The organism is Streptomyces sp. QH1-20, from assembly GCF_041283565.1.
Classification (GTDB): Bacteria; Actinomycetota; Actinomycetes; order Streptomycetales; family Streptomycetaceae; genus Streptomyces; species Streptomyces syringius.
In genome coordinates this window covers 728,763-751,169 of record NZ_CP166299.1, presented here as the reverse complement: position 1 = coordinate 751,169, position 22,407 = coordinate 728,763, and the positions used below count along the sequence as shown (strand labels likewise).

15 protein-coding genes are annotated in these 22,407 nt (G+C 73.1%); 7 read left to right on the top strand and 8 right to left on the bottom strand.

Annotation, left to right across the window (positions count from 1 at the left end; translation table 11 throughout):
• Positions 1–13: 13 nt before the first annotated feature.
• From AB8O64_RS03500 to AB8O64_RS03485, 4 genes are all read left to right on the top strand, one after another.
• Positions 14–1,489, top strand: coding sequence for an ABC transporter ATP-binding protein (locus AB8O64_RS03500; RefSeq protein WP_370417798.1), 1,476 nt, complete (start codon positions 14–16; stop codon positions 1,487–1,489).
• A gap of 118 nt (positions 1,490–1,607) precedes the next feature.
• On the top strand, positions 1,608–2,570 hold the full coding sequence (locus AB8O64_RS03495; RefSeq protein WP_356456416.1) for a hypothetical protein: 963 nt from the start codon (positions 1,608–1,610) through the stop codon (positions 2,568–2,570).
• A gap of 7 nt (positions 2,571–2,577) precedes the next feature.
• Positions 2,578–3,270, top strand: a complete 693-nt coding sequence (locus AB8O64_RS03490; RefSeq protein WP_370417797.1) for a hypothetical protein — start codon at positions 2,578–2,580, stop codon at positions 3,268–3,270.
• On the top strand, positions 3,251–4,171 hold the full coding sequence (locus AB8O64_RS03485) for an inositol monophosphatase (RefSeq protein WP_370417796.1): 921 nt from the start codon (positions 3,251–3,253) through the stop codon (positions 4,169–4,171). The genes AB8O64_RS03490 and AB8O64_RS03485 overlap by 20 nt, the downstream gene beginning before the upstream one ends.
• A gap of 34 nt (positions 4,172–4,205) precedes the next feature.
• Here the strand turns inward: AB8O64_RS03485 and AB8O64_RS03480 are convergent, their stop codons facing one another.
• Positions 4,206–5,396: an SLC13 family permease gene (locus AB8O64_RS03480; RefSeq protein WP_370417795.1), complete on the bottom strand. Its 1,191-nt coding sequence runs from the start codon at positions 5,394–5,396 to the stop codon at positions 4,206–4,208.
• A gap of 71 nt (positions 5,397–5,467) precedes the next feature.
• Between AB8O64_RS03480 and AB8O64_RS03475 the strand changes: the two genes are divergently transcribed.
• Positions 5,468–11,449 carry a TIR domain-containing protein gene (locus AB8O64_RS03475; protein ID WP_370417794.1) on the top strand — a complete coding sequence of 1,994 codons (5,982 nt, stop codon included), beginning with the start codon at positions 5,468–5,470 and terminating at the stop codon, positions 11,447–11,449.
• Positions 11,450–11,777: 328 nt separating this feature from the next.
• On the opposite strand, the gene secD is transcribed toward AB8O64_RS03475, so the two are convergent.
• The 7 genes from secD to AB8O64_RS03440 form a co-directional block, all read right to left on the bottom strand.
• Positions 11,778–14,114, bottom strand: a complete 2,337-nt coding sequence (secD, locus tag AB8O64_RS03470) for a protein translocase subunit SecD (protein WP_370417793.1) — start codon at positions 14,112–14,114, stop codon at positions 11,778–11,780.
• A 120-nt stretch (positions 14,115–14,234) separates the two neighbouring features.
• Positions 14,235–14,705, bottom strand: coding sequence for a hypothetical protein (locus AB8O64_RS03465; RefSeq protein WP_370417792.1), 471 nt, complete (start codon positions 14,703–14,705; stop codon positions 14,235–14,237).
• A 161-nt stretch (positions 14,706–14,866) separates the two neighbouring features.
• Complete coding sequence (locus AB8O64_RS03460; protein ID WP_370417791.1) at positions 14,867–15,730, bottom strand: DMT family transporter; 864 nt, start codon at positions 15,728–15,730, stop codon at positions 14,867–14,869.
• 214 nt (positions 15,731–15,944) lie between these two features.
• Positions 15,945–17,048, bottom strand: a complete 1,104-nt coding sequence (locus AB8O64_RS03455) for a methyltransferase domain-containing protein (protein WP_370417790.1) — start codon at positions 17,046–17,048, stop codon at positions 15,945–15,947.
• 126 nt (positions 17,049–17,174) lie between these two features.
• Entirely contained in the window at positions 17,175–17,738 is a 564-nt protein-coding gene (locus tag AB8O64_RS03450) for a TIGR03086 family metal-binding protein (protein WP_370417789.1), read from the bottom strand.
• A gap of 130 nt (positions 17,739–17,868) precedes the next feature.
• Positions 17,869–19,344 carry a M28 family metallopeptidase gene (locus AB8O64_RS03445; RefSeq protein ID WP_370423780.1) on the bottom strand — a complete coding sequence of 492 codons (1,476 nt, stop codon included), beginning with the start codon at positions 19,342–19,344 and terminating at the stop codon, positions 17,869–17,871.
• 303 nt (positions 19,345–19,647) lie between these two features.
• On the bottom strand, positions 19,648–20,646 hold the full coding sequence (locus tag AB8O64_RS03440) for a serine protease (protein WP_370417788.1): 999 nt from the start codon (positions 20,644–20,646) through the stop codon (positions 19,648–19,650).
• A gap of 309 nt (positions 20,647–20,955) precedes the next feature.
• Between AB8O64_RS03440 and AB8O64_RS03435 the strand changes: the two genes are divergently transcribed.
• Together AB8O64_RS03435 and AB8O64_RS03430 are read left to right on the top strand one after the other, a co-directional pair.
• Complete coding sequence (locus AB8O64_RS03435; RefSeq protein WP_370417787.1) at positions 20,956–21,840, top strand: hypothetical protein; 885 nt, start codon at positions 20,956–20,958, stop codon at positions 21,838–21,840.
• Positions 21,841–21,917: 77 nt separating this feature from the next.
• The gene (locus AB8O64_RS03430; protein ID WP_370417786.1) at positions 21,918–22,328 is read left to right on the top strand and encodes a VOC family protein; all 411 of its coding nucleotides are present in this window, start codon (positions 21,918–21,920) and stop codon (positions 22,326–22,328) included.
• The last annotated feature ends 79 nt before the right edge of the window (positions 22,329–22,407 follow it).

The following is a 22,407-nucleotide window of genomic DNA, read 5'->3' as shown; positions in this document are numbered from 1 at the left end:
ACCCCGCCCGGCCATGACCGACCACGCCACCGCGGTACGGGTCACCGACCTGGCCGTCCACCTGCCCGACGGCCCGCAGCTGCTCGCGCGGACCACCCTCACCCTGCGCCGCGGCCGCGTGAGCGCCCTCACCGGGCCCTCCGGCTCGGGCAAGACCACCCTGCTGCGCGCCGTCATCGGCGACCTGCCCGGCGGCGCCCGGATCACCTCCGGCACGGTCGACGTGCTCGGCGACGACGTCTTCGCGCTCCCCGCGGACCGGCTGCGCCAACTCCGCCGCCACCGGGTGGCCTACGTCGGTCAGGACCCCGGCTCCGCCCTCAACCCCCGTATGCGCGTCCGGCGGCTCGTCGCCGAGACCGCCGTCGACCCCTCCCCACGGGCCGTCCTGGACCTGCTGGCCGAGTGCCGTCTGCCCACCGGCGCCGGGCTGCCCGACCGCCGCCCGGGAACCCTCTCCGGCGGCCAGCAGCGCAGAGTCGCCCTCGCCCGGGCGCTCGCCCGCGAGCCCGAGGTCCTCCTCCTCGACGAGCCCACCGCGGGGCTCGACACCGCCCTGCGCGACGAGATCGCCGACCTGCTGTGCCGCCTCGCCGCCACCCGGAACCTCGCCGTCGTCCTCGCCTGCCACGACCCCGAACTCGTCGAGCGCTGCGCCGACGACGTGATCGACCTCGGCACCGCCCGCGCTCCGGCCGCCCGTCCGGCCGTCCCCGCGCCACGGCGGCCCGGCACGGAGCGCCCCGCCGCCGACTCCGCCGCCGCGCCCGGCTCCGGCCTGGCCGCCCACGGCATCGAGGTGGGCTTCACCCAGGGCCGGCGTACCCACCGTGCCCTGGCCGGGGTCGACTTCGCGGCGGCAGCCGGTACCGCCGCCGGAATCGTCGGCCCCTCCGGCTCCGGCAAGACGACCCTGCTGCGGGTGCTGGCCGGACTGCAACGCCCGGCCGCCGGAACCCTCACCCTCGACGGGCGCCCCCTGCCGGCGACCGCCCGCGCCCGCGACCGCGACCGACAGCGCCGCATCCAACTGGTCCCGCAGAACCCCCTCGGCGCCCTCAACCCCACCCGCACCATAGGAGCCACCCTCGCCCGGCCGCTCCGTCTCCACCGGACCACGCCGAAGCCGGACATCGCCGGGCGCGTCACCGGACTCCTGCACGGCGTCGGCCTGCCCGCCGACTTCGCCGGCCGCTACCCCCATGAACTCTCCGGCGGACAGCGCCAGCGCGCCTCCATCGCCCGGGCCCTGGCCGCCGAGCCCGACATCCTGCTGTGCGACGAGGTGACCTCCGCCCTCGACCCGGACACCGCCACCGCCATCATGGAACTGCTCACCCGGCTCAGGGGCGAGCGCGGGCTGACGCTCGTCCTCGTCAGCCATGAACTCCACCTCGTCGCCGCCTACACCGACACCGTCCACATCCTCGGCGAGGGACACGTCACCGCCACCGGCCCCACCGGGGAACTGCTGTCGGCGAACCGGTGAGAACGCCGGGCGGCGCCGCGAGGCGATGGCGCGGAACGCACCCGCGGGAAGCGGAAACCTGGTCGCCGGGCTCCGTCCCCTCCTACCATGACCGGTATCCGGGGGAGAGGGTGGAGCAGTGGCGCGCAGAACCACGGATCCGGGGGGCCGGGTCGAGAAGGCCGTCTCCTGGACCATCAAGAACCTCGACGGTGTGGTCGCCACCGGCGCCGCCCTCATCATCGGTCTGCTGGACATCTTCGACCAGAACGTCGACGACAACGTCACCTCCGGCGCGACCCTGCTGGTCCTCGCCGCCCTCGTCTTCGGGACGCTGACCGAGCGACGGCGGCGGATCGCGGACATCCGCGAGGCGACCACCGGCACCCGGCACGCGCTCGAAGACCTCACCATGGTGCGGTCGTTGTCCGGCGCCGAGCTCGAACGCGCCCTGGAACAGGCGCGCCAGAACACCGACCACTGGATCTTCAAGGGCGGCACCGGCACGTATCTGCGCGCCGTGACCCTCCCGGTCTGCGTCCGGGAGGCGCAGCGCCAGCGCCGCTCCCTCTCCATGAAGATCGACATCGTCAACCCGGCCGACGACCAGGCGTGCGCGGCGTACGCCCGCTTCCGGCAGACCTTCGCCCACCGGCTGGACGTCGTGCCGCCCGACGCCTGGAGCGCCGACCGGACCCGCAAGGAGTCCTTCGCCACGGTGCTCGCCGCCTGCTGGTACCGGCAGCGGCTGGACACCCTGGAGATCGGTGTCCATCTCTCCTCCGTCGTGCCCACCCTGCGCTTCGACCTGTCGGCGTCCTGCCTGATCATCACTCAGGACGACCCCCGCCGGGTCAATCTGCTGGTCGAGCGGAACCGGCCGCTCTACGACTACTACGTCACCGAACTCCACCAGAGCCGGGAGCAGGCGGTCACCCTCGACCTGATCCGCACCGAGCCCCTCGGCGAGGAGCCGACGGTCGACGAGGTGTACCGGCTCTTCGACGGGCTCGGGCTGCCCCTCCCCGCCGCGTTCACCGACCGGGACGTCAGCGACATCATCGACAAGGCGCTGCACCCGGAGAATCCGTACCGGAGGTGAGCTTCGCGTGCGCAAACCCGTGGACTACCGGCTGTTCGAACGAGCCGTGGACGGAGGCGAGGCGGTGGCGGGGCTGTTCGACGCGGCCGCCTCGGCCCTCGACGAGATCGCCTCCGGGCGGCGCGAGCTGTACGCCGTCCGCCACCCGCTCGGCTTCCTGTGCCTGCCCGTGGAGCGCGACGGCGACCGCGGCGTCTGTCTGCACGTCTTCGGCAGCGGCGTGCCCGGCACGACGACCGGTCCGGACCCGGCGCCGACCGCCCCGCCCGTCCACTCGCACAGCTGGGAACTGACCAGCTGTGTGCTGTACGGGAGCGTGGGCAATCTGCGGGTGCGGGTGCGCGAGCGCCCGGAAGTCCCCACCCACCGGGTCTTCGAGGTGCGCAGCGATCCCGCCGGGGTGGACGACATCAGGCCGACTTCGCGCCTGGTGAGCTGCGAGCCCGGCCCCGAACAGACGGTCGTCGGAGGGGAGATCTACACCCTCCCGGCGGGTGAGTTCCACACCTCCGTCATCCCGCGCGGCACCGCCGCCGCCACCCTGCTGCTCGGCCGTTCACGACCCGGGCGCTTCGACCTCTCCCTCGGGCCGGTGCATGGCCGGGGCCACCGGGTGGTACGACAGACATGCGACGCCGCTCAGACGGCCCGGACAGCCCGCACTGTCCTCAGGAGGATCGATGCGCCTCATCCCCGATAGCACCGGAAGCCGGGCCGCGGCCCATGACCCGGACGTCCTCGACGGGGAGTTCGCGGGGCCGTTCACGGCCGAGCGGCGACTGGCCGTCGCCGCCGCGCGGGAGGCGGGCGCGCTGCTGCGCTCGCGCTTCCAGGACGACTACGACGTCCGGACCAAGGGGGACCACGGCGATGTGGTCACCGAACTCGATCTGATGGCCGAGCGCCTGGTCGTCGGGCGGATCAGGGACGGCTTCCCGCACGACCGGATCCTCGCCGAGGAGGCCGGCACGCTGGACGGCGACGCGATGGGCCAGGCCCCGCGCCGCACCTGGCTGGTGGACCCGCTCGACGGCAGCAACAACGTCGTCATCGGGCTGCCCGCCTACGTCGTCGGCATCGCCCTGTGCGTCGACGACGCACCCGTGGTCGGCGTCGTGCACGATCCGGTCACCGACCGGACCTGGACCGCCCTGACCGGCCGCGGTGCCTACGGGCCGCACGGGCGGATGCGCTGCCCCGCCCGCCCGCTGTCGCCCGCTGGGCCCCTGCTCGCCTGGACCCAGGGCCACGGCGTGGCGCGCGACGACCGGGCCGCGCACGGTCTGAAGGAGGTGCTGGAGGCCCGCTCACGGCGGTTGCTGCAGCTCTGGGCGCCGTTGCTGACGTGGTCCATGCTCGCCCGCGGCGACATCGACGGCTTCGTCGGCTACCGCGCGGAGGCCATCGACCTGCCCGCCGGCGCCCTGCTGGCCGCCGAGGCGGGGCTGGAGATCCGGGCCCTGGACGGGGGGCCCTTCCGGCCCGGGGTGACGGGCCCGGACACCGACCGCAGCTTCGTCGCGGGCCGGCCCGGGGACCTCCCGTACCTCCTGGACCTGGTCGGGCGGGTCGGCGCGAGCACGGCCGACGGCGTGCGCTGAGCGGCACCCCGGGATCCCCGGTGGCGCCCGCGGTTCAGCGCGTCGCCGCGAGCGCCGCCACGGACGCCAGGACGGCACCGGTCGCCAGCACCGCGCCGGTGCCGAGGAACACCTTCAGCGAGACCTTGACCCCCTGGGCATGGCAGCGCTCGAACCACAGCAGAGTGGCCAGTGAGGCCCAAGGGGTCACCACCGGGCCCACGTTGGTGCCAATGAGCAGGGCCAGCAACTGATCGTGGTTGCCCACCGGCACCGCCGACTCCGCGGCCAGGTACACCGGCAGGTTGTTCAGCACATTGGACATCCCGCCGCCGACCGCTCCCGCCCGGAACAGCCCCAGCAGCCCGCCGTCCGTCCCCATCGCCGCCGACAACGCGTCGTGCAGACCATTGACGTTGACCGTCTCCACCACCAGGAACAGCCCCGGCACCAGGACCAGCAGCCGCCACGGGATCAACGACACCCGCAGCGCGGACCGCTGCCGCACCGCGAAGGCCGCGGCCGCCACCAGGGCCGCCGCCGCCGACGCCATCCACAGCGGGATGTCGGCGAGCAGTATGGCCAGCAGGAAACCCGCACAGGCCAGCGCGCAGACCCGGAAGAGCACCCGGTCGGCGGGCCGGTGCGCGGCCGGTGGCACGTAATCGTCCGAGCCGCGTCTGCCGCGCCGCCAGAAGAACAGCCACAGACAGGCCATCGTCACCGCGATGGAGACCAGTTGGGGCGCCCACATCCGCGCGGCCAGACCCGCCGGGGACAGCGCCACCCGGTCGGCGGCCAGCAGATTCGTCAGATTGGACACCGGCAGCAGCAGACTCGCCGTATTGGCCAGCCAGACCGTGGTCATCGCGAGCGGCACGGCCGCGATCCCCACCCGCGAGGCCAGCGCCAGCATGACCGGCGTCAGCAGCACCGCCGTCGTGTCCAGATTGAGGGTGATGGTGGTGACCGAGGCGAACACCACGCACAGGACGAACAGCGCCGGATAGCTCCCGCGCCCGGCGCGCGCCACCGCCGATGCCACGACGTCGAACACCTGCGCCCGGCTCGTGAGTTCGGCGAGCACGATGACCGTACCGAGGAACGCCAGCAGCGGGGCGATACGGACCATCGCGTCCCCGGCCGGCTCCGTCGGCAGCAGTCCCGTGGCAAGGCAGAGCAGACCGCAGGCCAGCACCCCCCCGGCCACCCAGTCCAACGTGTGCAGACGATGTATGGCGCGCACGGACAAGAGCATCGCACACACTTCGCACGAAAGCGGTGACCAGGAGTGACCTGACGCATAAGATGGGGTCCATGGTCCTACGCCAGGAACTCGCGGGACAGCAGCGGCCGTTGGACTTCTTCATCAGTTATTCGCCGGCCGACGAGCGCTGGGCGGCCTGGATAGCGTGGACCCTGGAGGAAGCCGGGTACCGCACCGTCATCCAGGCGTGGGACTTCGTGCCGGGGACGAACTTCGTCGACTTCATGGACCGCGGCGTCAGCGAGTCCGTCGCCGTCATCGCCGTCCTCTCCCGTCACTACGAGCGCTCCCGCTACGGCCGGATGGAGTGGCAGGCCGCGCTGCGCGCCGACCCCGACGCCCCCGAGCGCAGACTGATCACCGTCCGCGTCGAGGACATCCCGGTCGAGGGACTGCTCGCCACGATCACCTACGTCGACCTGGTCGCCGTCCACGACACCGCGGCCGCCCGGGATCTGCTGCTCACCCGCGTCGGCCAGGCACTGGACGGGCGGGCCCGGCCCGCCGAGCACCCCGGCTTCCCCGGCGGCCCGACCGCTTCCCCCGGGGCCCCCGGTAGTACTCCCGGGGCCATCGCGAGCATCCCGCGTCCGCACTCCGACCGGCAGCTCGGCAGCCCCGGCTGGGCGGGCCGCCGGCGCCCCGCCAGCCCGCCCGGCTATCCGCAGGCCGCCGAGGAGAACCACGCCAGGGAAGCCGTCTCCGTGCTCCACCTGGCCGGCCCGGGCTTCGGCCGCGGAGCCGACCCCGCCGAACTCCAGGCCGCCGTCTGGGGCGACCTCGTCGAGCTCACCGACGCCGGCGCCCCCGCGCCCGACCTCCTCGTCGTCACCGGCGACCTCACCGCCTCCGGCAGCCCCCGCGAATGCGACCAGGCGCTGACCTTCCTGACCGGACTGCGCTCCCGGCTCGGCCTCGCCGCCGACCGGCTCGCGGTCGTACCCGGCGGACAGGACGTCAGCCAGGCCGCCTGCCGCGCCTACTTCAGCACCTGCGAAGCCGACGAGATGCAGCCCCGGCCGCCCTACTGGCCCAAGTGGCGCCACTACGCACGGCTGTTCCAGGAGCTCTACCAAGGCCTCGACGCCGTCTTCGACAGCGACCAGCCCTGGACCCTCTTCCCCGTCCCCGCCCTGCGTACCGTCGTCGCCGGGATCAACTCCTCGATGGCCTACAGCCACCGGCCCGACGACCAGTACGGCTGGCTCGGCCCGGAGCAGGCGGCCTGGTTCGCGCAGGCCCTGCGCCCGTACGAACAGGAGGGCTGGCTGCGCCTCGGCGCCCTGCGCCACCCGCCGGGTGCCCTCCGGCCGCTCGACGGCGCCGCCCCGGGCGGCCCCCGCCGGGGCCAGGAAGGCGGCATCGGCGGCCGCCGCCCCGGCACCGCGCCCCTGCGCGACAGCGACGTGCTCGCCCGGCTCACCGGCCCCCGGCTGCATCTGCTGCTGCACGGCCCCGCCGGCGACCCACGCGCCGCCGACGCCTCGCCCACCGCCGCGGCGCTGCCCCTCGCCTCCGGGGAACTGCCCGTCCTCGGAGCCGCCGCCCCCGCCCGGCACCAACTGCTCCGTCTCACCCGCGACGGCCTCACCCGCTGGCCGGAGCGCCCCGGCCGGGAGCCCTGGAACCACCCGTCCGAGTGGCGCGGCGCCCGGCGTGCCTTCGGGCCGCCGCAGCCACCGCCGGCCCCCGGCACCGAATCACCCCCGACCGCCGGGACCGCCCCCGGCACACCGGTCGACGAGGACGGCGCCCGGCAGACCGGCACCGGACCGGAGGCCCGGACCGTCGAGGGCCCGCTCGACGCCCTCGTCGCACGCGTCGCCGACGTCTGCCGCATCCGGCACGAGGGCGTCCAACTGCGCCGCATCCCCGGCGAGGTGCCGGGACTGCTGGCCACCTGGACCGAATCCGGCTTCGTCCGCCAGCAGCGGGTCGCCGTCTGCGTCGGCACCCCCCACGCGGAGGAGGTCGACCGCTTCATCGACCACATCTACGCCTCCGACACCGAGCCCGACGCCGAGCTCGTCCACGACGGCCCACCACCCCCGCGCGAACTGCGCGAGCGCGCCCGCCGCCGGGGCGTCCTCATCCGCAGCTTCACCGAATTCCAGGGACTGCTGGACCTGCGCGGCTACGTGGCCGCCCAGACCGAACGGCTGAGCACCGACCTCCAGTACCAGCCGGGCCTCTACCTCCCCCAGCGCTACCGCGAGATCGAGCGCCTCGGCGGCGCCGAGCGCGACGGGCTCGTGGAGGACCTCCTGCGGCTGCTCGAAGCCGACCACGGCCGCTTCGTGTTACTCCTCGGCGACTTCGGGCACGGCAAGACCTTCGCCCTGCGCGAGCTGGCCCGCCGCCTCCCCCAGGAACTGCCCCACCTGGTCCCGCTGCTGATCCAGCTGAGCGCCCTCGACAAGGCCCACACCCTCGACGGGCTCGTCGCCGCGCACCTGGCGAGCCACGGCGTCGACACCATCGACCTGCGGGCCTTCCGCTACATGCTCCGCCAAGGCCGCATCGTCCTGCTCTTCGACGGATTCGACGAACTGGTCAACCAGGTCAGCTACGACCGGGCCGCCGACCACCTCCAGGTGCTGCTCGACGCCGCGGTGGACAGCGCCAAGATCGTCGTCAGCAGCCGCACCCAGCACTTCAGATCCCAGGCCCAGGTGCTCACCGCGCTCGGCGAGCGCGTCGGGCTGCTCCCGCAGCGCCGCGTGCTGGCCCTGCAGGAGTTCTCCCCGCAGCAGATCCGCACCTACCTCGTGAACCGCTACGGGGACGAGCACGCCGCCGACCGCCGGGTCCGCCTGCTGGAAGGCATCCCCGATCTGTTCGCCCTCTGCCGCAACCCCCGCCTGCTCAGCTTCGTCGCCGACCTCGACCACGAACGGCTGCGCGCGGTCGCGGGCGCGGGCCGCGCCCTCAGCCCCGCCGGGCTGTACGAAGAGGTGTTCACCTCCTGGCTCCAGTTCGAGGAGCGGCGCGGCCAGGGAAACCCCGGCAGCCTCCCGGGCCTCAGCCTGCGCGAGCTCTGGCGGGCGGTGACGACCCTTGCCCTGCGCCTGTGGGAGAGCGGCGAGGACGCCCTCCGCCTGGACGAGCTGACCGATGTGGCGGAGGCGCTGAGCGGGCTGGCGGACAGCAGGCTGTCGGTCGGGCAGGCCGCGCACGCCGTCGGATCCGGCAGCCTTCTCGTGCGCACCGACGAAGGCCTGTTCCAGTTCATCCACGGCTCCGTCGTCGAGTGGCTGGTCGCCCGCGAGGCCGCCACCCGGCTCGGCCACGGCGACCGCGGCGAGGTCGGTCTGCTCGCCCGCCGCCCGCTGAGCCAGCTGGCGGTCGAGTTCCTCTGCGACCTCGCCGACCACCGCGCGTGCCAGCAATGGGCGGAACGGACGCTGGCCGACGGCACCACCCAGGACGCGGGGGGCCGCGCCTGCGAGGACGACGAGACCGCCAGGGCCAACGCCGTCAAGATCCTCAGCAGGCTCCGGGTGCCCGCCCACACCGATCTGCGCGGCGCCCTCCTCGCCGGCGAGGACCTCTCCTACCGCGACTTCTCCGGCGTCGACCTCACCCGCGCCGACCTGACCGACGCGAGCCTCGTCGGGGCCGACCTCTCCGGAGCCGTCCTGCGCGACACCCGCCTCACCGGCGCCCGGCTCGACGACGCCCATCTCACCGGCGCCGACCTGCGGGGTGCCGACGTCCGCGGCGCCCGGCTGATCGGGACCGATCTGCGCGGCGCCCGGCTCGACGGCAGCCGCTGGCACCAGGCGGCCCTGATCAACGCCGAGTTCGACCCCGCCGCCCCGGCCACCCCCGAGCTGAGCACGGCCGCCATCGCGCCCGGCCTGTCCGCGGGCACCGGCTTCCGGCCCGCCGCGGTCGGTGTCCCGTACGGCTTCGACATGCGCACCAGCCGACTGCCCGAGCCCGTCTCCTACAGCCCCGGCGGTGAACTCCTCGCCCTCGGCAGCGAGGACGGCGGCGTCCTGGTGTGCGACGCCGCCACCGGCACCGCCCTGCGCACCCTGCAGGGACACATGGGTCGGGTCTACGCCGTGAAGTTCCGCGGCCGGGTGCTCGCCACCGGTGGCGCGGACGGCGTCGTCCGGCTGTGGGACCCCATCGCCGGAACCTGCCGCCACCGGCTGGAAGTCCACCCCGACGGGGTGTGGCCGGTCTCCCTCGACCCCTCCGGCGACCGCCTCGCCACCGGTGACGCCGAAGGCACCGTGACCCTCTGGGACGCCGCCGACGGGACGGTGACCCACCGGCTGCCCGGCCACCGGGCCCCCGTCTACACCGCGGTCTTCAGCCCGGACGGCGGCCTCCTGGTCACCGGCGACGCGGCCGCGTCCGTCCGGCTGTGGGACACCGGATCCGGCCGCCTCCTCGGCGAGCTCGAGGGCCACCGCGGAGCCGCCTACCGCGCCCGCTTCAGCCCGGACGGCACCCTGGTGGCCACCGGCGACATGGGCGACGACGACCACGGCACGGTACGGATCTGGGACGTGGAAACCCTGCAGCTGCGCCACGAACTGACCGGCCACACGGGCCGCGTCTACACCCTGGACTTCCACCCGGGCGGCCGACTGCTGGCCAGTGGCGACACCGAGGGGCGGGTCCGGCTGTGGGACCCGGTGACCGGCACCCCCGCCGGAGCACCCCTGGAGGTCGCCGGGGCCGTGTACCAAGTGGTGTTCGACCCCGAGGGCACGGTGCTGGCGGCGGGCGGCAGCGACGGCGCCGTCCGCCTGTGGCGGGTCACCCAGCGGCCCGAGGGCTGGTCCATCGTGCCGCTGCGCCAGCGCCCCCCGGACCACCAAGGGTCCGTCTGGGCCTGCCGGTTCCGCCCCGGCGACGGGACCGGCGCCCAGGACTCCGGCCCCCTGCTGGTCACCGTCGGCAACGACGGCGTGGTGCGGCTGTGGGACACCTCGACGGGCCAGGGGCGGCGGATCCTGCGCGGCCACGGCCGCAAGGTCGCCAGCCTGGCGTTCAGCGCCGACGGCACCCACCTGGCCGCGTGCGGCAACGACGGCCTGGTCCGGCTCTGGGATCCCGCGACCGGCCGGCGCGTGCGCGAACTGGCCGGCCACAACGACCGCCTGGTCTCCGCGGTGTTCAACCCCGCGGGCCCCGTCCTGGCGACGTCGAGCAGCGACGGCGACGTCTATCTGTGGAACGCCGTTACGGGCGAGTACCAGCGCGAGATCGACGCCGAGACCGACCATGTGTGGGCGGAGGCGTTCAGCGCCGACGGCGAGATACTCGCCACCGCGAACGACGACGACACCGTCCGCCTGTGGTACCGCAGCACCGGCGCCCATGTGGCGACGTTCGCCCAGCACCGGGGGCGGGTGCGGTCGATAGCGTTCCACGCGGACGGCTCCCGGCTGGCCACCGGCTGCGACGACCGGTTCGTCCGGCTGTGGGATCTCGCGGAGCACCGCCTGACCGCCGAGCTCGACGGCCACACCGACCGGGTCTACGCGGTGGTCTTCGGGCCCGGCGACGACTGGCTGGCGAGCGCGTCGTGGGACGGGCAGGCCGTCGTCTGGCGGGACGGCAGGCCCCGGCACCGGCTGACCGGTCACACGGGCCGGCTGTGGACCGCCGCGGCCCACCCGAGCCGCCCGCTGCTGGCCACGGCCGGCGACGACCGGGTCATCCGGCTGTGGAACCCCCTCTACGGCTTCGAGACCGGCCGTCTCGCCGGCCACACGGGCCGGATCCTCGCCGTCGCCTTCAGCCCCGACGGCTCCCTGCTGGCCAGCGGCGGCGAGGACGGCACGGTACGGCTGTGGAGCGTGCCAGCCGAGGGCGAGCCGACACCGCGCGCCACGCTGATCGGCGTGCCGGGCGGCTGGGCGGCGCTGGCGCCCTCGGGCGGTTACAAGTACGACGGCGACATAGCCGGTGAGTTCTGGCACGTCGTGGGGATGTGCCGGTTCGAGCCCGGCGAGCTCGACGACCATCTGCCGGGCGTTAGACGGCTGGCGACGGACGACCCGATCTGACCGGTGCCCGAGTGCAGGCTCCCCGACCGGTCGCGCCGGACGCGGTGACGCCGACGACGAGGCCCGGGCCTGCCCCGGGGTTGGGGCTCCGGGCTCGCCCGCACCTTCGCGCAGCGGGCACGGGACCACTGCGCGAAGGTGCGGGCGAGCCGCCCCGTGACGGCCTCCGCCGTCCTGGCGTCGCCGAGTTCGTCACGACCGCCCGCCACCATGCCCGTCTGATGCCCGAGCACCTGGCCGGGCAACTCCCCTGGACGTGCGTCATCCGTCAGGTCTCTCGGCCTGGCAAGGATGATCCGGGGCTGTCCGACAGGCGCTCGGGCCCCGCTCAGACCACCGCGCCCGAATCCCGCCGCGACCGCGCTCCCGCACGGGTGCGCACCGGCACCGGGCCGGGGCTGCGGCCCTCCAGAGTCACGGCGATCGGCGCGGCCGTCAGTACGGTCGAGACCATGCCGAACAGGACACCGGCGAGCAGCGCCAGCGAGAAGTCGGCCAGGGAGTCGCCGCCCAGGGCCGTGAGCGCGGTGAGGACGAACAGTACGCCCATGCCCGTGTTGACCGTCCGCGGCAGTGTCTGGAGGATCGCCTCGTCGACGACGGACGCCAGCGAGGCACGGACCGGCGCTTCGGGCTGCCGGCCGCGGGACCGGCGCATCTCCCGAACGCGGTCGAAGACGACCACCGTGTCGTTGACGGAGTAACCGATGACGGTCAGGAGCGCCGCGAGGAAGACGCTGTCGACGGGCTTGCCCAGCCAGGCGAACAATCCGACGACCAGCAGCACATCCTGCACCATGGCCCCGACCGCCGCCGTGGCGAACGTCCAGCGGAACCGGACGCTGAGATAGACGAGCTGGGCGGCGACCGCCGCACCCAGCGCGATGAGGGCCTTGCCGCGCAGCTCACTGCCCAGGGCGGGCCCGATCCGCTCGTCGCGTTCGACCGTGGCCGTGCCGCCGTGCGCCTCCAAGGACGCACGGATGCGCCGCTGGTCGTCGTCCGTCGTGCCGCCGGTACGGACGACGATGTCCCCGTCGCCCGCCTTCTGCACGACCGCACGCGGGAAGCCGGCCTCGCCGACGGCGGCACGTGCCTTCTCGACGTCCAGCGGACGGCTCGTGGCGTACTCGACGAGGCGGCCGCCGGTGAATTCGACGCCCAGGTGCAGACCGCGCAGCCCGATGCCGGCGACGGCGAGCGCCAGCAGCCCCCCGCTGACGGCAAGCCAGGTGCGGCGACGCCGCATCGGGCGGGGTGCGCGCCGCGCGAGGAAGGCGCGGACGCGGCCGCCCGAGGCCACACCGGCCAGTCCCGGCCGCCGCCGGACCACCTCCCGCTGCAGCGCCCAGTCCGCGAGGACACATGTGATGACCAGGGCGGAGACCATGGAGGCCGCGACACCGACCGACAGAGTGACCCCGAATCCCTTCACGGGGCCCGTCGCGAAGAAGAACAGCAGCCCGGCGGCGAGAAGCGTGGTGACGTTGGAGTCGACGACGGCGTTCCACGCCTTGCCGAATCCCTTGTGCAACGGCTTGCGGAGGTCCGCCGGCCCCTGCCGGCGCCGAGGGAGCCGCGCGTACTCCTCCCGGGTCCGTTCGAAGACCAGGACGTTGGCGTCGACCGCCATGCCGATGGTCAGCACGAAGCCGGCCAGCCCCGGCAGGGTCAGGGTGGCGCCGAGAGCCACCAGGGCCGCGTACGAGATCAGCCCGTACAGCGCCAGCGCGACGGTGGCCAGCACTCCGAGCAGCCGGTAGACGGCGATGACGAACAGCGCCGTGCCGATGAGACCGATGACCGCCGCACCGGCGCCGGCACGGATCGCCTCGGCCCCGAGTGTCGGGCCGACGGTGCGCTGCTCGACGACCTCGACCGGCACCGGCAACGCACCGCCCTTGACGAGCGCGGCCAGCTCACGCGCCTCGGCGGAGTCGAAACCGCCGCTGATCTGGGCGCTGCCGCCGCCGATCCCGGTACGACACGGCACGCTCCGCTGCATCGCCGGGGCCGAGACGACACGGTCGTCGAGGACGATGGCCACACGCCGGGAGGAGTCACCCGGTGCCGCGCAGGCGGCGGCACCGGTGACACGGGCCCAGGCCTTCTCCCCGCTGCCACGGAAGGACAGCGCGACCGTCCAGCCGTTGCCCGACTGCGTGTCCAGGACGGCCTTGGCGTCCTTCACATCACGACCGGTCAAGGCGGGGGAGCCGAGGTGCAGAAGGCGCCCCGGGGCGTCGGGATCGGGCAGGGCCCGGGTGCCCGGGGCCCTCCCGCTGCCACCCGCCCCTTCCGTGGAGTCGGCGGACGCGAGAACCGGGTGGAACGAGAGCTGGGCGGTGCGTCCGATGACCTCGACTGCCTCCCGGGGGTCGTGGACACCGGGCAGTTCGACGATGACGCGTCGCTCGCCGGAGCGCGTGAGCGACGGCTCCGCCACACCGAGCGCGTCGACACGCTGGCGCAGCACCTCGAGGGCCCGGTCGGTGGCGGTGGAGTCGGCACGGGTACCGGGCGAGTCCCGTGTCTCCAACACGATGTGGGTGCCGCCGCGCAGGTCGAGGCCGAGGCGGGCAGGGGTGGTCAGGGCGAAGTACAAGGACGCGACGACGACGGCGAGCGCGATCAGCGCACGCCACAGCGGGGCGCGGGGTGACATGGATTCTCCACTTCACGGCGTACGGGAGAGAGACGCCGACGCCGTGGACGCTCCGGCCGGCCGTCGCGCGCCAAGGCGTGCGGGCATGCCGGGGAGCGGGGCGGCCGACGTCTCGGGGTGTCAGCTGCTCCGTACGGAGGGAGGGCCGCGTGTGCAGCGTGAAGTGAGGACCGCCGGGGGCGGCGCGCGCTCCTGTCGCGGCCCGACGATCTCGCCGGGCAGGAGCGGGAGCCGCAGCGGCCCGGTGACCGGACCCTGCGTCATGACCGGGAGGGCATGCGGGCGTTGGCTGTGAACGACCGCGTGCGCGTCCGGTGTCGAGACCCGGGAGCGATCGTTCACCGCCGGATGGGTATCGGTCGGTTCGATCCGGGTCTGCGCGCGGCCGTCCAGGCCGGCCACCGGGGCGGTGGACGGGGACGGGGACGGGACCGAGGTGACGACCGATGCCGCGGATCCTGGCAGCGGCATGGCGGCGGCCGCAGTCGGAGCGGCCGCCGAGCCGGCCAGGAGCACGAGGAGCAAGGCCCACAGCCCGGCCAGGGCCGTGGCGACGGCGGTTGACGGCGCCCGGCGTACGCGCTCGCTCACCCGGCCTCCCGTCTCCTCGGCCCCGTGCCCGTCCGTGCCCGGGTCGGCCGGCCCCACGGCAAGCCCCGGCTCACCCTAACCTCCGGTGCCGCCGGGCTCCCAGGCGACAACGAGCCGACGACCGGCCGGGACAGTCCGCGCGATGGTGCCGTCGGCTCTCATCAGAGCTTGGACGGGCTCTTCGCGTCGACCCTCGGCAGGATCAGCACCCCCCAGGTGACCAGCACCGCCCCGATGCCCTCCGGGAGCAGCCACCAGCCGGTGCGTACGCGTTCGCCGTACACCAGCATGCCCAGGGCGAGGCTGACCAGGGCTTCGCCGAGGGTGAGGGCGGGCTGGGAGGCGATCAGCGGGCCGGATTCCATGGCGTTGGCGAGGAGGAAGAGCGCGCAGGCCCCGGTGGCCACGAACCCGTAGAACTGCCAGGAGGTGAAGAACGCTCCGGCGCCGTCCCGCTCGAAGACGTCGGTGGCGGCCGCCATGAGGGTGGCGGTCAGGGCGTAACCGATCGCCGAGGCGGAGCTGAACAGGGCCGCCCGGAGCGGACCGCGCGGCCTCGGCAGGGCGCCCAGGACGCAGAGCGCCATGGCTCCGCCCGTGGCCAGCAGGGCCAGTGCCCACGTACCGGCCGGGACCGCGCTGTGGCCGCCTGACGGTGCGGCGGCGGCGAGCCCGAGGCCGAGGCCGACGGCGACCATGACGGAGGCCGCCCATCCGACCGCGGGCAGCCGACGGCGGGCGAAGGCGGAGGCGATGAGGAGGGTGAAGGGCAGTTCGGTCACCAGGATGGGCTGCACCAGCGACAACGAGCCCAGGTTGAGGGCCAGCGCCTGACAGGCCGCGGCACCGAGGATCACGGCGATGCCTCCGAGCCACGCCGGGCTGTGGAGCAGGTGCCGGATCAGCCGGAAGCTGAAGGCGTCCCCGTGCGGCACCGTGCGGGCACCCGCGCGTTGCAGCACCGTGCCCGTGGCATTGCCGACGGCCGCCAGGAGGGCGAACAGCGCGGAGAGCGCGACTGGCACGAGACGGGTTCCTCCGGTGGCGTGTCATTCACTGATTACGGCGATCACACAGCGACGATCACACGGCCGGGCGCGCCCACAGGCAAGGCGCGCGGAGTGGCAGTCACTTCTCCGCATCGTCGGGCCGCTGACTGGGCATCTCCTCAGCTGTACCCGCCGGATGGCGCCGCACTCGGCGCGGCATGACGACAGCGCTGCCACGGCACCGCCGGGCTCAGCGGCGCAGGAGATACAGGCGCCAGAACATGTGCTCGATCGGGAGGACCTCGATGTCGGCGTAGCCGGCCCGCTGGGCGTACTCGCGGAAGAGGGGCGTTCGCATGACCGTGCCGGTCGCGGCGGACGGCTGTTCGGCCATGCCCGTGGGCAGGCAGTACAGCAGACTCGCCCCGTAGAAGAACCGCTGGATCTCGTCCGCCGGCGCCTCGAAGGTGTCCGGTACCCGCTCGTCGGCGATGAGTGCCACACCGCCCTCGGCCGTGATCCGCCGGATGGTGCTGAGCACATCGACCGGGCGGGCCATGTCGTGGATCGCCTCGAAGACGGTGACCAGGTCATAGCGCCCGGCGATGTCCGGATCGGCGGCGTCGCGCGCCCGGAAGTGGACCCGGTCCGAGACGCCCTCCGCCCTGGCGTTGGCGTGGGCGTCGTGGATGGCGGCGGCGTCGAGGTCGTAGCCGTCGACGGTGGCCTTGGGGTAGGCCTTGGCCATCACGATGGTCGACCAGCCGGCGCCGCAGGCGATGTCGGCGATGCGCGCCGGGGGATCGGCGAGCAGCCGGGCGTGCACCTCGGGGACGGCGGGCAGCCATTCGTCGGCCAGCAGATGCAGGAACTGGGGCCGGTTGCCTGCGGCGATCATCTCGCGGATGTCGCTGCCGTACACGGCGGCCGGCACACCGCCACCAGTGCGGAAGGCATCCATCAGCAGACCGGTGCGCGGCTGCATCATCCCACCGACCAGCCACCCGAGAAAGCCGAGGTAGTTCAGGCTGTCCCCGTCGAGCAGCACCTCGGCGTGCTCCGGCGGCAGTGTGTAGCGCCGCTCCCCGGAGGGCCGGGCCGGGTCGTCGACGTCCAGGATCCCCGCGGTGGCCTCCTGCTCCAGCCACTCCCGGGCGTACCGTTCGTGGACCCCGGCGGCGTCCGCGAGGCCGGGCGTGGTCAGCGGACCGTGGTCGGCCAGTGCCCGGTACAGGCCGAGTTTGTCACCGAGGTATACGCAGACCAGCTCCAGGGAGCCGATCCCCGCGTCGAACAGACGCCCGACGAAGGCGTCCCGCCGGTCGGTGTCGATCGGTACCGATGGGATGGTCATGTGCCTTCACACTCCCGCCGCACGGGCCGCGCCCGTCGGCCGGCGCCGCGCGCCGGAGGGGCGCGACAGGGGCTCCTACCATCGTCTGCCCGTCGCGGACCGCTGTCCACCGCCCGCCGGACCGGGTCAGGGCCGTCGGCCCAGGAGGGCGACGAGGCGGTCCTGGACGGGGGAGTCCTCGGGCACCGGCACGGGTGGGTCGAAGATGCCCGCTCCCTGCCAGCTCTTCGCCTGGGGTTCCACGACCGCGTACACGGCCCGGGCGAGTTCTTCGTCGAGGCGGTCGTCGGCGCCGATGCCGCGCGCCAGGTCCCAGGCGTGCACCGTCAGGTCGCAGATCATCTGCCACGCGTAGTCGCCCGCGGCGCCGGCGCCGGCACTGGTGTGTACCTCGCCGTCCAGCGCGCCGGGCGTGTGGAAGGCCTCCCGCGACGCCGCCGCGGCCCGGTCCCAGGCGCGCCGGGGGTGGTCCCCGAGCACATCACCGTCGAAGCGGTCCCCGACCTCGGCCAGGGTGGCGCCGCGCAGCAGCCACGGCGCCCAGAGGTGTTCGGCGGTCAGATGGTTGACCAGGTCGCGCACCGACCACTCGGTGCACGGCGTGTCCGCCGTCCACTGCGCCTTGTCCACCTCGCGCACCCGGCGGTCGAATTCCCCCATCGCCCTGTCGTACGCGTCGAGAAGTCGCATGTCTTCCAGTAGAACACCGGTGTCTTCCAGGACAACACCGGAAGGTGCGCGCCGCCCGGCCTCCAAGGACCCGTCGGCGCGGTGTACGGGGCTCTCCTCCCGCACACCGCGCCGACGGGAGATACGAGTGCTACTTGCCTGCCGGGCCGGTCAGCGAGCGGAGGTCGTGGGCGTAGATGCCGACCGCGTGCGCGATGACGTCGATGTTGGTGTCGAAGGCCTTGAGGTCGAGGTTCTCCAGGGTGTCACCGGCGTGGTGGTAGTTCGGGTCGTACGCGGTACCAGCCGTCCCGCCGTACTTCGCGGCCTGCTCCGCCGTCTTGATGCCCTCGGCGCCGGTGAAGGTGCCACCGGCCGGGATGCCGACCTCGATGAAGGGGCCGTAGTCGGAGCGGCCGGTGAAGTCGGTGCCCTCGTGCGGCTTGCCCTTGCGGTCGAGGAAGCCGTTGATCAGCCGCTCGATCTGCGCGGAGCCCTTGGGGCCGGGGCCCGCGCCCGTGTGGTCGGAGTCGTCGCCGTCGTAGACGAACTGGGCCGAGTTCGGAGAGGCGATCATGTCGAAGTTGAGGTACAGGGCGATCTGCTTGCGCTGCTTCTCGTCGAGCTGGGAGACGTAGTGCTTGGAGCCCAGCAGCCCGCCCTCCTCGGCCGACCACCAGGCGAAGCGCAGCTTGTTGGTGGGCTGCTTGCCGGACTTGCGGGTCTCCTCGGCGAGCTTCAGCGCGACCTCCAGCAGACCGGCGGAACCGGAGCCGTTGTCATTGATGCCAGGGCCCTCGGGCACCGAATCGAGGTGGCTGCCGAGCGCGACGACGCGGTCGGCGTTACCGCCCTTGGTCTCGGCGATGACGTTGCGGGTCTTCTTCTTGAAGTGCTCCTGATCGAGCGTCAGCGAGAGCTTGACCTCGCCCTTGGCGGCCGCGGCGGCCAGTGCCTCGCCGTCGGCCAGGGTGACCCCGGCGCTGGGGATCAGACCCTCGGACGGCTTGTCGAAAGCGCCTCGGACGGGGGTGGTGCCGCTGTGGTTGTAGACGACGAGGCCGATCGCGCCGGCCGCGGCGGCGGCCCGCTGCTTTTCGACGAAGGTGCAGGAACCGCGCTTGACCAGGGCGATCTTCCCGGTGAACGTCTCTGACTTGTAATCATCCGCCTCGCAGCCCGGGGTGGCGTCCACGCGGGCCGCGGCGATGGGCGCCTGGATGCCCTCCTTCGGTGTGGAGGGGGTGAACGTGAACGCCGTGACGTTCAGCGTGCGCGGGTCCGGGGAGACGACGGACAGCTTCTCGGTGTGCGTCTTGGCCTCCCAGATGTCGAAGTCCTGGTAGGAGACCCGGTATCCGGCTTTCTTCAGCAGCTTGTGGACGTAGGCGGAGGACGCCTCGTGGCCGGCGGTGCCGGCGGCGCGGTTGCCGCCGTTGTCGTCGGCTATTTCCTGCAGCTTCTCGAGATGGCGGTAGGCGCTCTTGCCCGAGGACGCCTTGACCAGCTTCTTGGCGAGCTGTTCCGCCTGTTTCTGCTGCCGGTCGGGGTGTGCGGGCGTCGCGTCGGCGGGAGCCGCCGCGAGCAGGACGGGGGTGGCCAGGGCGGTGGCGATGACGGCCGCCATCGCCCGGCGGCGGGGGTGTACGCGCACGGAGGTCCTTCCGGGCAGGGGCAGGCCATGCGGTGGTGGTGGCTGCCCTGATGCGGTGATCGTGGTCGTGATCCGGCAACGATCGGGGTTGAAAGGGACCGTAACGACTTCGCGCAGGTCAGGGGAGGGGTGAAGGGTGATTGACACAAAGTCGCCATACGCCGGTCATCCGTGCCCGGGAGGACGGCTCGGGAAGACAGTTCGGGAGGACGACGGGCGCGCGGACGGACCCGGCCCGGTGGCCCTGGGGGGAGACCACCGGGCCGGGAATCGGCGTCAGGCTGTCTGCGCCTGTTCGTAGAGGCTCTTGACCTCGTCACCGAAGTACGGGCCGTACATCTTGTTGGGCAGGAAGGTGTAGCCGAAGCTGTTCACCGAAGCCTGCAGACCGGCCCCCGTCGACTCGTCGAACGAGTCGAACCACGGCCCGCCGCTGGAACCGCCCGTCATGTCACAGGTCAAGGCGTGGTCCGTGGTGAACAGGAAGTGCTTGGTGGTGTTCCCGCTGCAGTGGATGAGCTGCTTGCCGTCGTACGGGGCCGCGGCGGGGAAGCCGAAGGCGTACATGGGCCGGTTGTAACCGCCGTTGAACTTCAGCCCCTGGCCGCCGACGACTTCGCCGAGCTTCCTGCCGTTCAGCGGTGCGACGACGGCGGCGCCGACGTCGTAGTTGATGCTCTCGCTCGCCACCCACAGGCCCGTGGCCAGCGTCTTGGCCGCCGCCCATGTGCCGTGCGGGGCCTGGCCGTCGTGGTAGCCGGGGACGAACACCCAGTTGGTGTGCCAGCTGCCCTTGAGCTTGACGCAGTGTCCGGCGGTGAGGACCGTGCTGACGTTGTGACTGGTGACCGCGTTCCCCGAGCAGGACGCGGTGCGCCCTTGGTGGGTGAAGAACACCCGGCCGGAGGTGGCGAGGACGGCACCGCCGCCGGTCCACGGTCCGCCGCCCTGCGGGAAGGCGCTGACGGTCGCCGGGCGCTCCACCGGGGCGGTGGGGGCGACGGTCGAGGTCTTCCCGGTCCGCTGCGGAATGCCGGGCGCGGCGCCGGGGGAGAGCGGGTCGCGGGGGTTGAGGAGGTCGAGGGGGGCTGCCGCGCGCATCCGGTCGGGTGTCCAGAAGTCGCGGGCCTGCTGCTGCGCGGTGGCTGTGGCCGCGAGGGTGCGGATGTTCGTGGGGGGCCTCGGCGGTTCGGCCGTCGCGGCCTGGGTGCCGGTGGTGAGCAGGGCGCCGACGGCCAAGAGGATGCCGGCTCCTAGGTGGTGGGGGCGTCTCACGCGTACTCCTTCCGCCGTGGTCGCGCGAGGTGTTCGCGCGAGCCGGAGGGCCGGGCCGCGGCTGTCGCGGTCCCGGGCAGGCGAGCGGTGCGGATTCGGCGCTGGGATGGGGGAATTGGGCGTGTGAGTCAGAGTGTCACGTATCCGATGTGATGTCAGGGCCACGTCAAGCCAATGTCATGTCCAGCCTGTCCGGGCACGCTTGGAGCGGCGACTGGGGCTACGTGATCTCCGCTACGATCCGCGTGCCCTCCGCGTGGGCGGAGGTGAGCCGGCCGGACGGCCCAGATGGCGAAGGGACGGGCAGCGATGCCGAAGAAGCGCAAGAAGAACCCCAAGACGCCCCGCAAGCAGGCCCCCGCACGCTCTGCTTCAGTGCAGTGGCCGGGGCCGGGTCCGGAGCCGGAGGGCTGGAAGGTGCGCGTGACGAAGAGCCGCGACGCGCTCGACGGCCTCGCCGACCGGTACCCGACCCCCCTCGACGGGGTGAAGGCGGTGCGTGCCGGCGAACACGTGGAGTGGATCGGCAGCATCGAGGGATCGATGATGCGTCACCGCATCGTGTTCGCCGACGACGGCACCGCCACCGTCGAACAGGCGGTCTTCGTCGGCGGTTGTCTCGAGCAGGCCCTGTTGTGCGCGTGGCATCAGGCAGAGGAGCCAGGACGGGATCTGTTCGAGACGGGCGTGCTCACCGCGCTGGACGACCTCCACGCGACGCTCCGTCCGGTCCTGGAGGCCGAGGTCCGCGACGTGCGCCCCGACTACCACGCCGCTGTCCTGCGGTCCTTCCGTGAGGAGCCCGAACGCAACGGCGCGGGAATGCCGGTGTTCGGATGGCGCGTCCTCCATCCCGTCAGCCCGGAAACGACGTGGGAGGACACCATCGATGCCGCCGCGTGGAACAGCTCGCTGACCATGTCCAGCTGGCCGGATCACTACGACCACGTCCCCGAGCTCCAGCCGGCCCGGCTTGCCCAGCTGCTTCGCGATCACGGTGTCCCGGCCGTGCTGTGCGCGGGCTGCGGCACCCCCATCACCGACCGCCACCCGCGGTGGACCGGTGTCTGGATCACCCCCGACAGTGAATCCGGCCCCGTGTGCCGGGACCCCCACGCCGACCGGGACGCTCCGGATCCTCTGCTCGGAACGTTCACCGACCAGGAGTTCGGCGACCCGCATCGTCCCGCCTGAGACGCGTTCGCGGATGCCCGGCCGATCGGTCAGGAATCGAGAAGCGCGGGTCAGGGAGCGCACCTAGCATCGTCGGCATGGACATCACCATTCACACCAGCTTCCTCCCGCACGACGACCCGGACGCGTCCCTGGCCTTCTACCGCGACACCCTCGGCTTCGAGGTCCGCAGCGATGTCGGACAGGGCAGGATGCGCTGGATCACGGTCGGTCCCGTCGGTCAGCCCGACACGTCCATCCTCCTGGCGCCGCCGGCCGCCGACCCCGGGGTCACCGAGGACGAGCGCCGTACCATCGCCGAGATGATGGCCAAGGGCACCTATGGCTGGATCCTGCTGGCCACCCGGGACCTCGACGGCACCTTCGAGAAGGTGCACGCCGGTGACGCCGAGGTCGTCCAGGAGCCGACCGAGCAGCCGTACGGCATTCGCGACTGCGCCTTCCGCGATCCCGCGGGCAACCTGATCCGCATCCAGGAGCTTCGCTGAGCGGTCCGGTCATTGCCGGGTCGCCGTCGAGCGCCCCGTCACCTGCCTCGGCACGCGACCAGAATGCTCGCGGATCGAC

What these genes read in the sequence shown, in the direction of transcription:
- AB8O64_RS03500 (WP_370417798.1), top strand. Translation starts at nt 14, where the DNA reads ATGACCGACCACGCCACCGCGGTACGGGTCACCGACCTGGCCGTCCAC.
- AB8O64_RS03485 (WP_370417796.1), top strand. Translation starts at nt 3,251, where the DNA reads ATGCGCCTCATCCCCGATAGCACCGGAAGCCGGGCCGCGGCCCATGAC.
- AB8O64_RS03475 (WP_370417794.1), top strand. Translation starts at nt 5,468, where the DNA reads ATGGTCCTACGCCAGGAACTCGCGGGACAGCAGCGGCCGTTGGACTTC.
- secD (WP_370417793.1), bottom strand. Translation starts at nt 14,114, where the DNA reads ATGTCACCCCGCGCCCCGCTGTGGCGTGCGCTGATCGCGCTCGCCGTC.
- AB8O64_RS03455 (WP_370417790.1), bottom strand. Translation starts at nt 17,048, where the DNA reads ATGACCATCCCATCGGTACCGATCGACACCGACCGGCGGGACGCCTTC.
- AB8O64_RS03450 (WP_370417789.1), bottom strand. Translation starts at nt 17,738, where the DNA reads ATGCGACTTCTCGACGCGTACGACAGGGCGATGGGGGAATTCGACCGC.
- AB8O64_RS03445 (WP_370423780.1), bottom strand. Translation starts at nt 19,344, where the DNA reads ATGGCGGCCGTCATCGCCACCGCCCTGGCCACCCCCGTCCTGCTCGCG.
- AB8O64_RS03435 (WP_370417787.1), top strand. Translation starts at nt 20,956, where the DNA reads ATGCCGAAGAAGCGCAAGAAGAACCCCAAGACGCCCCGCAAGCAGGCC.
- AB8O64_RS03430 (WP_370417786.1), top strand. Translation starts at nt 21,918, where the DNA reads ATGGACATCACCATTCACACCAGCTTCCTCCCGCACGACGACCCGGAC.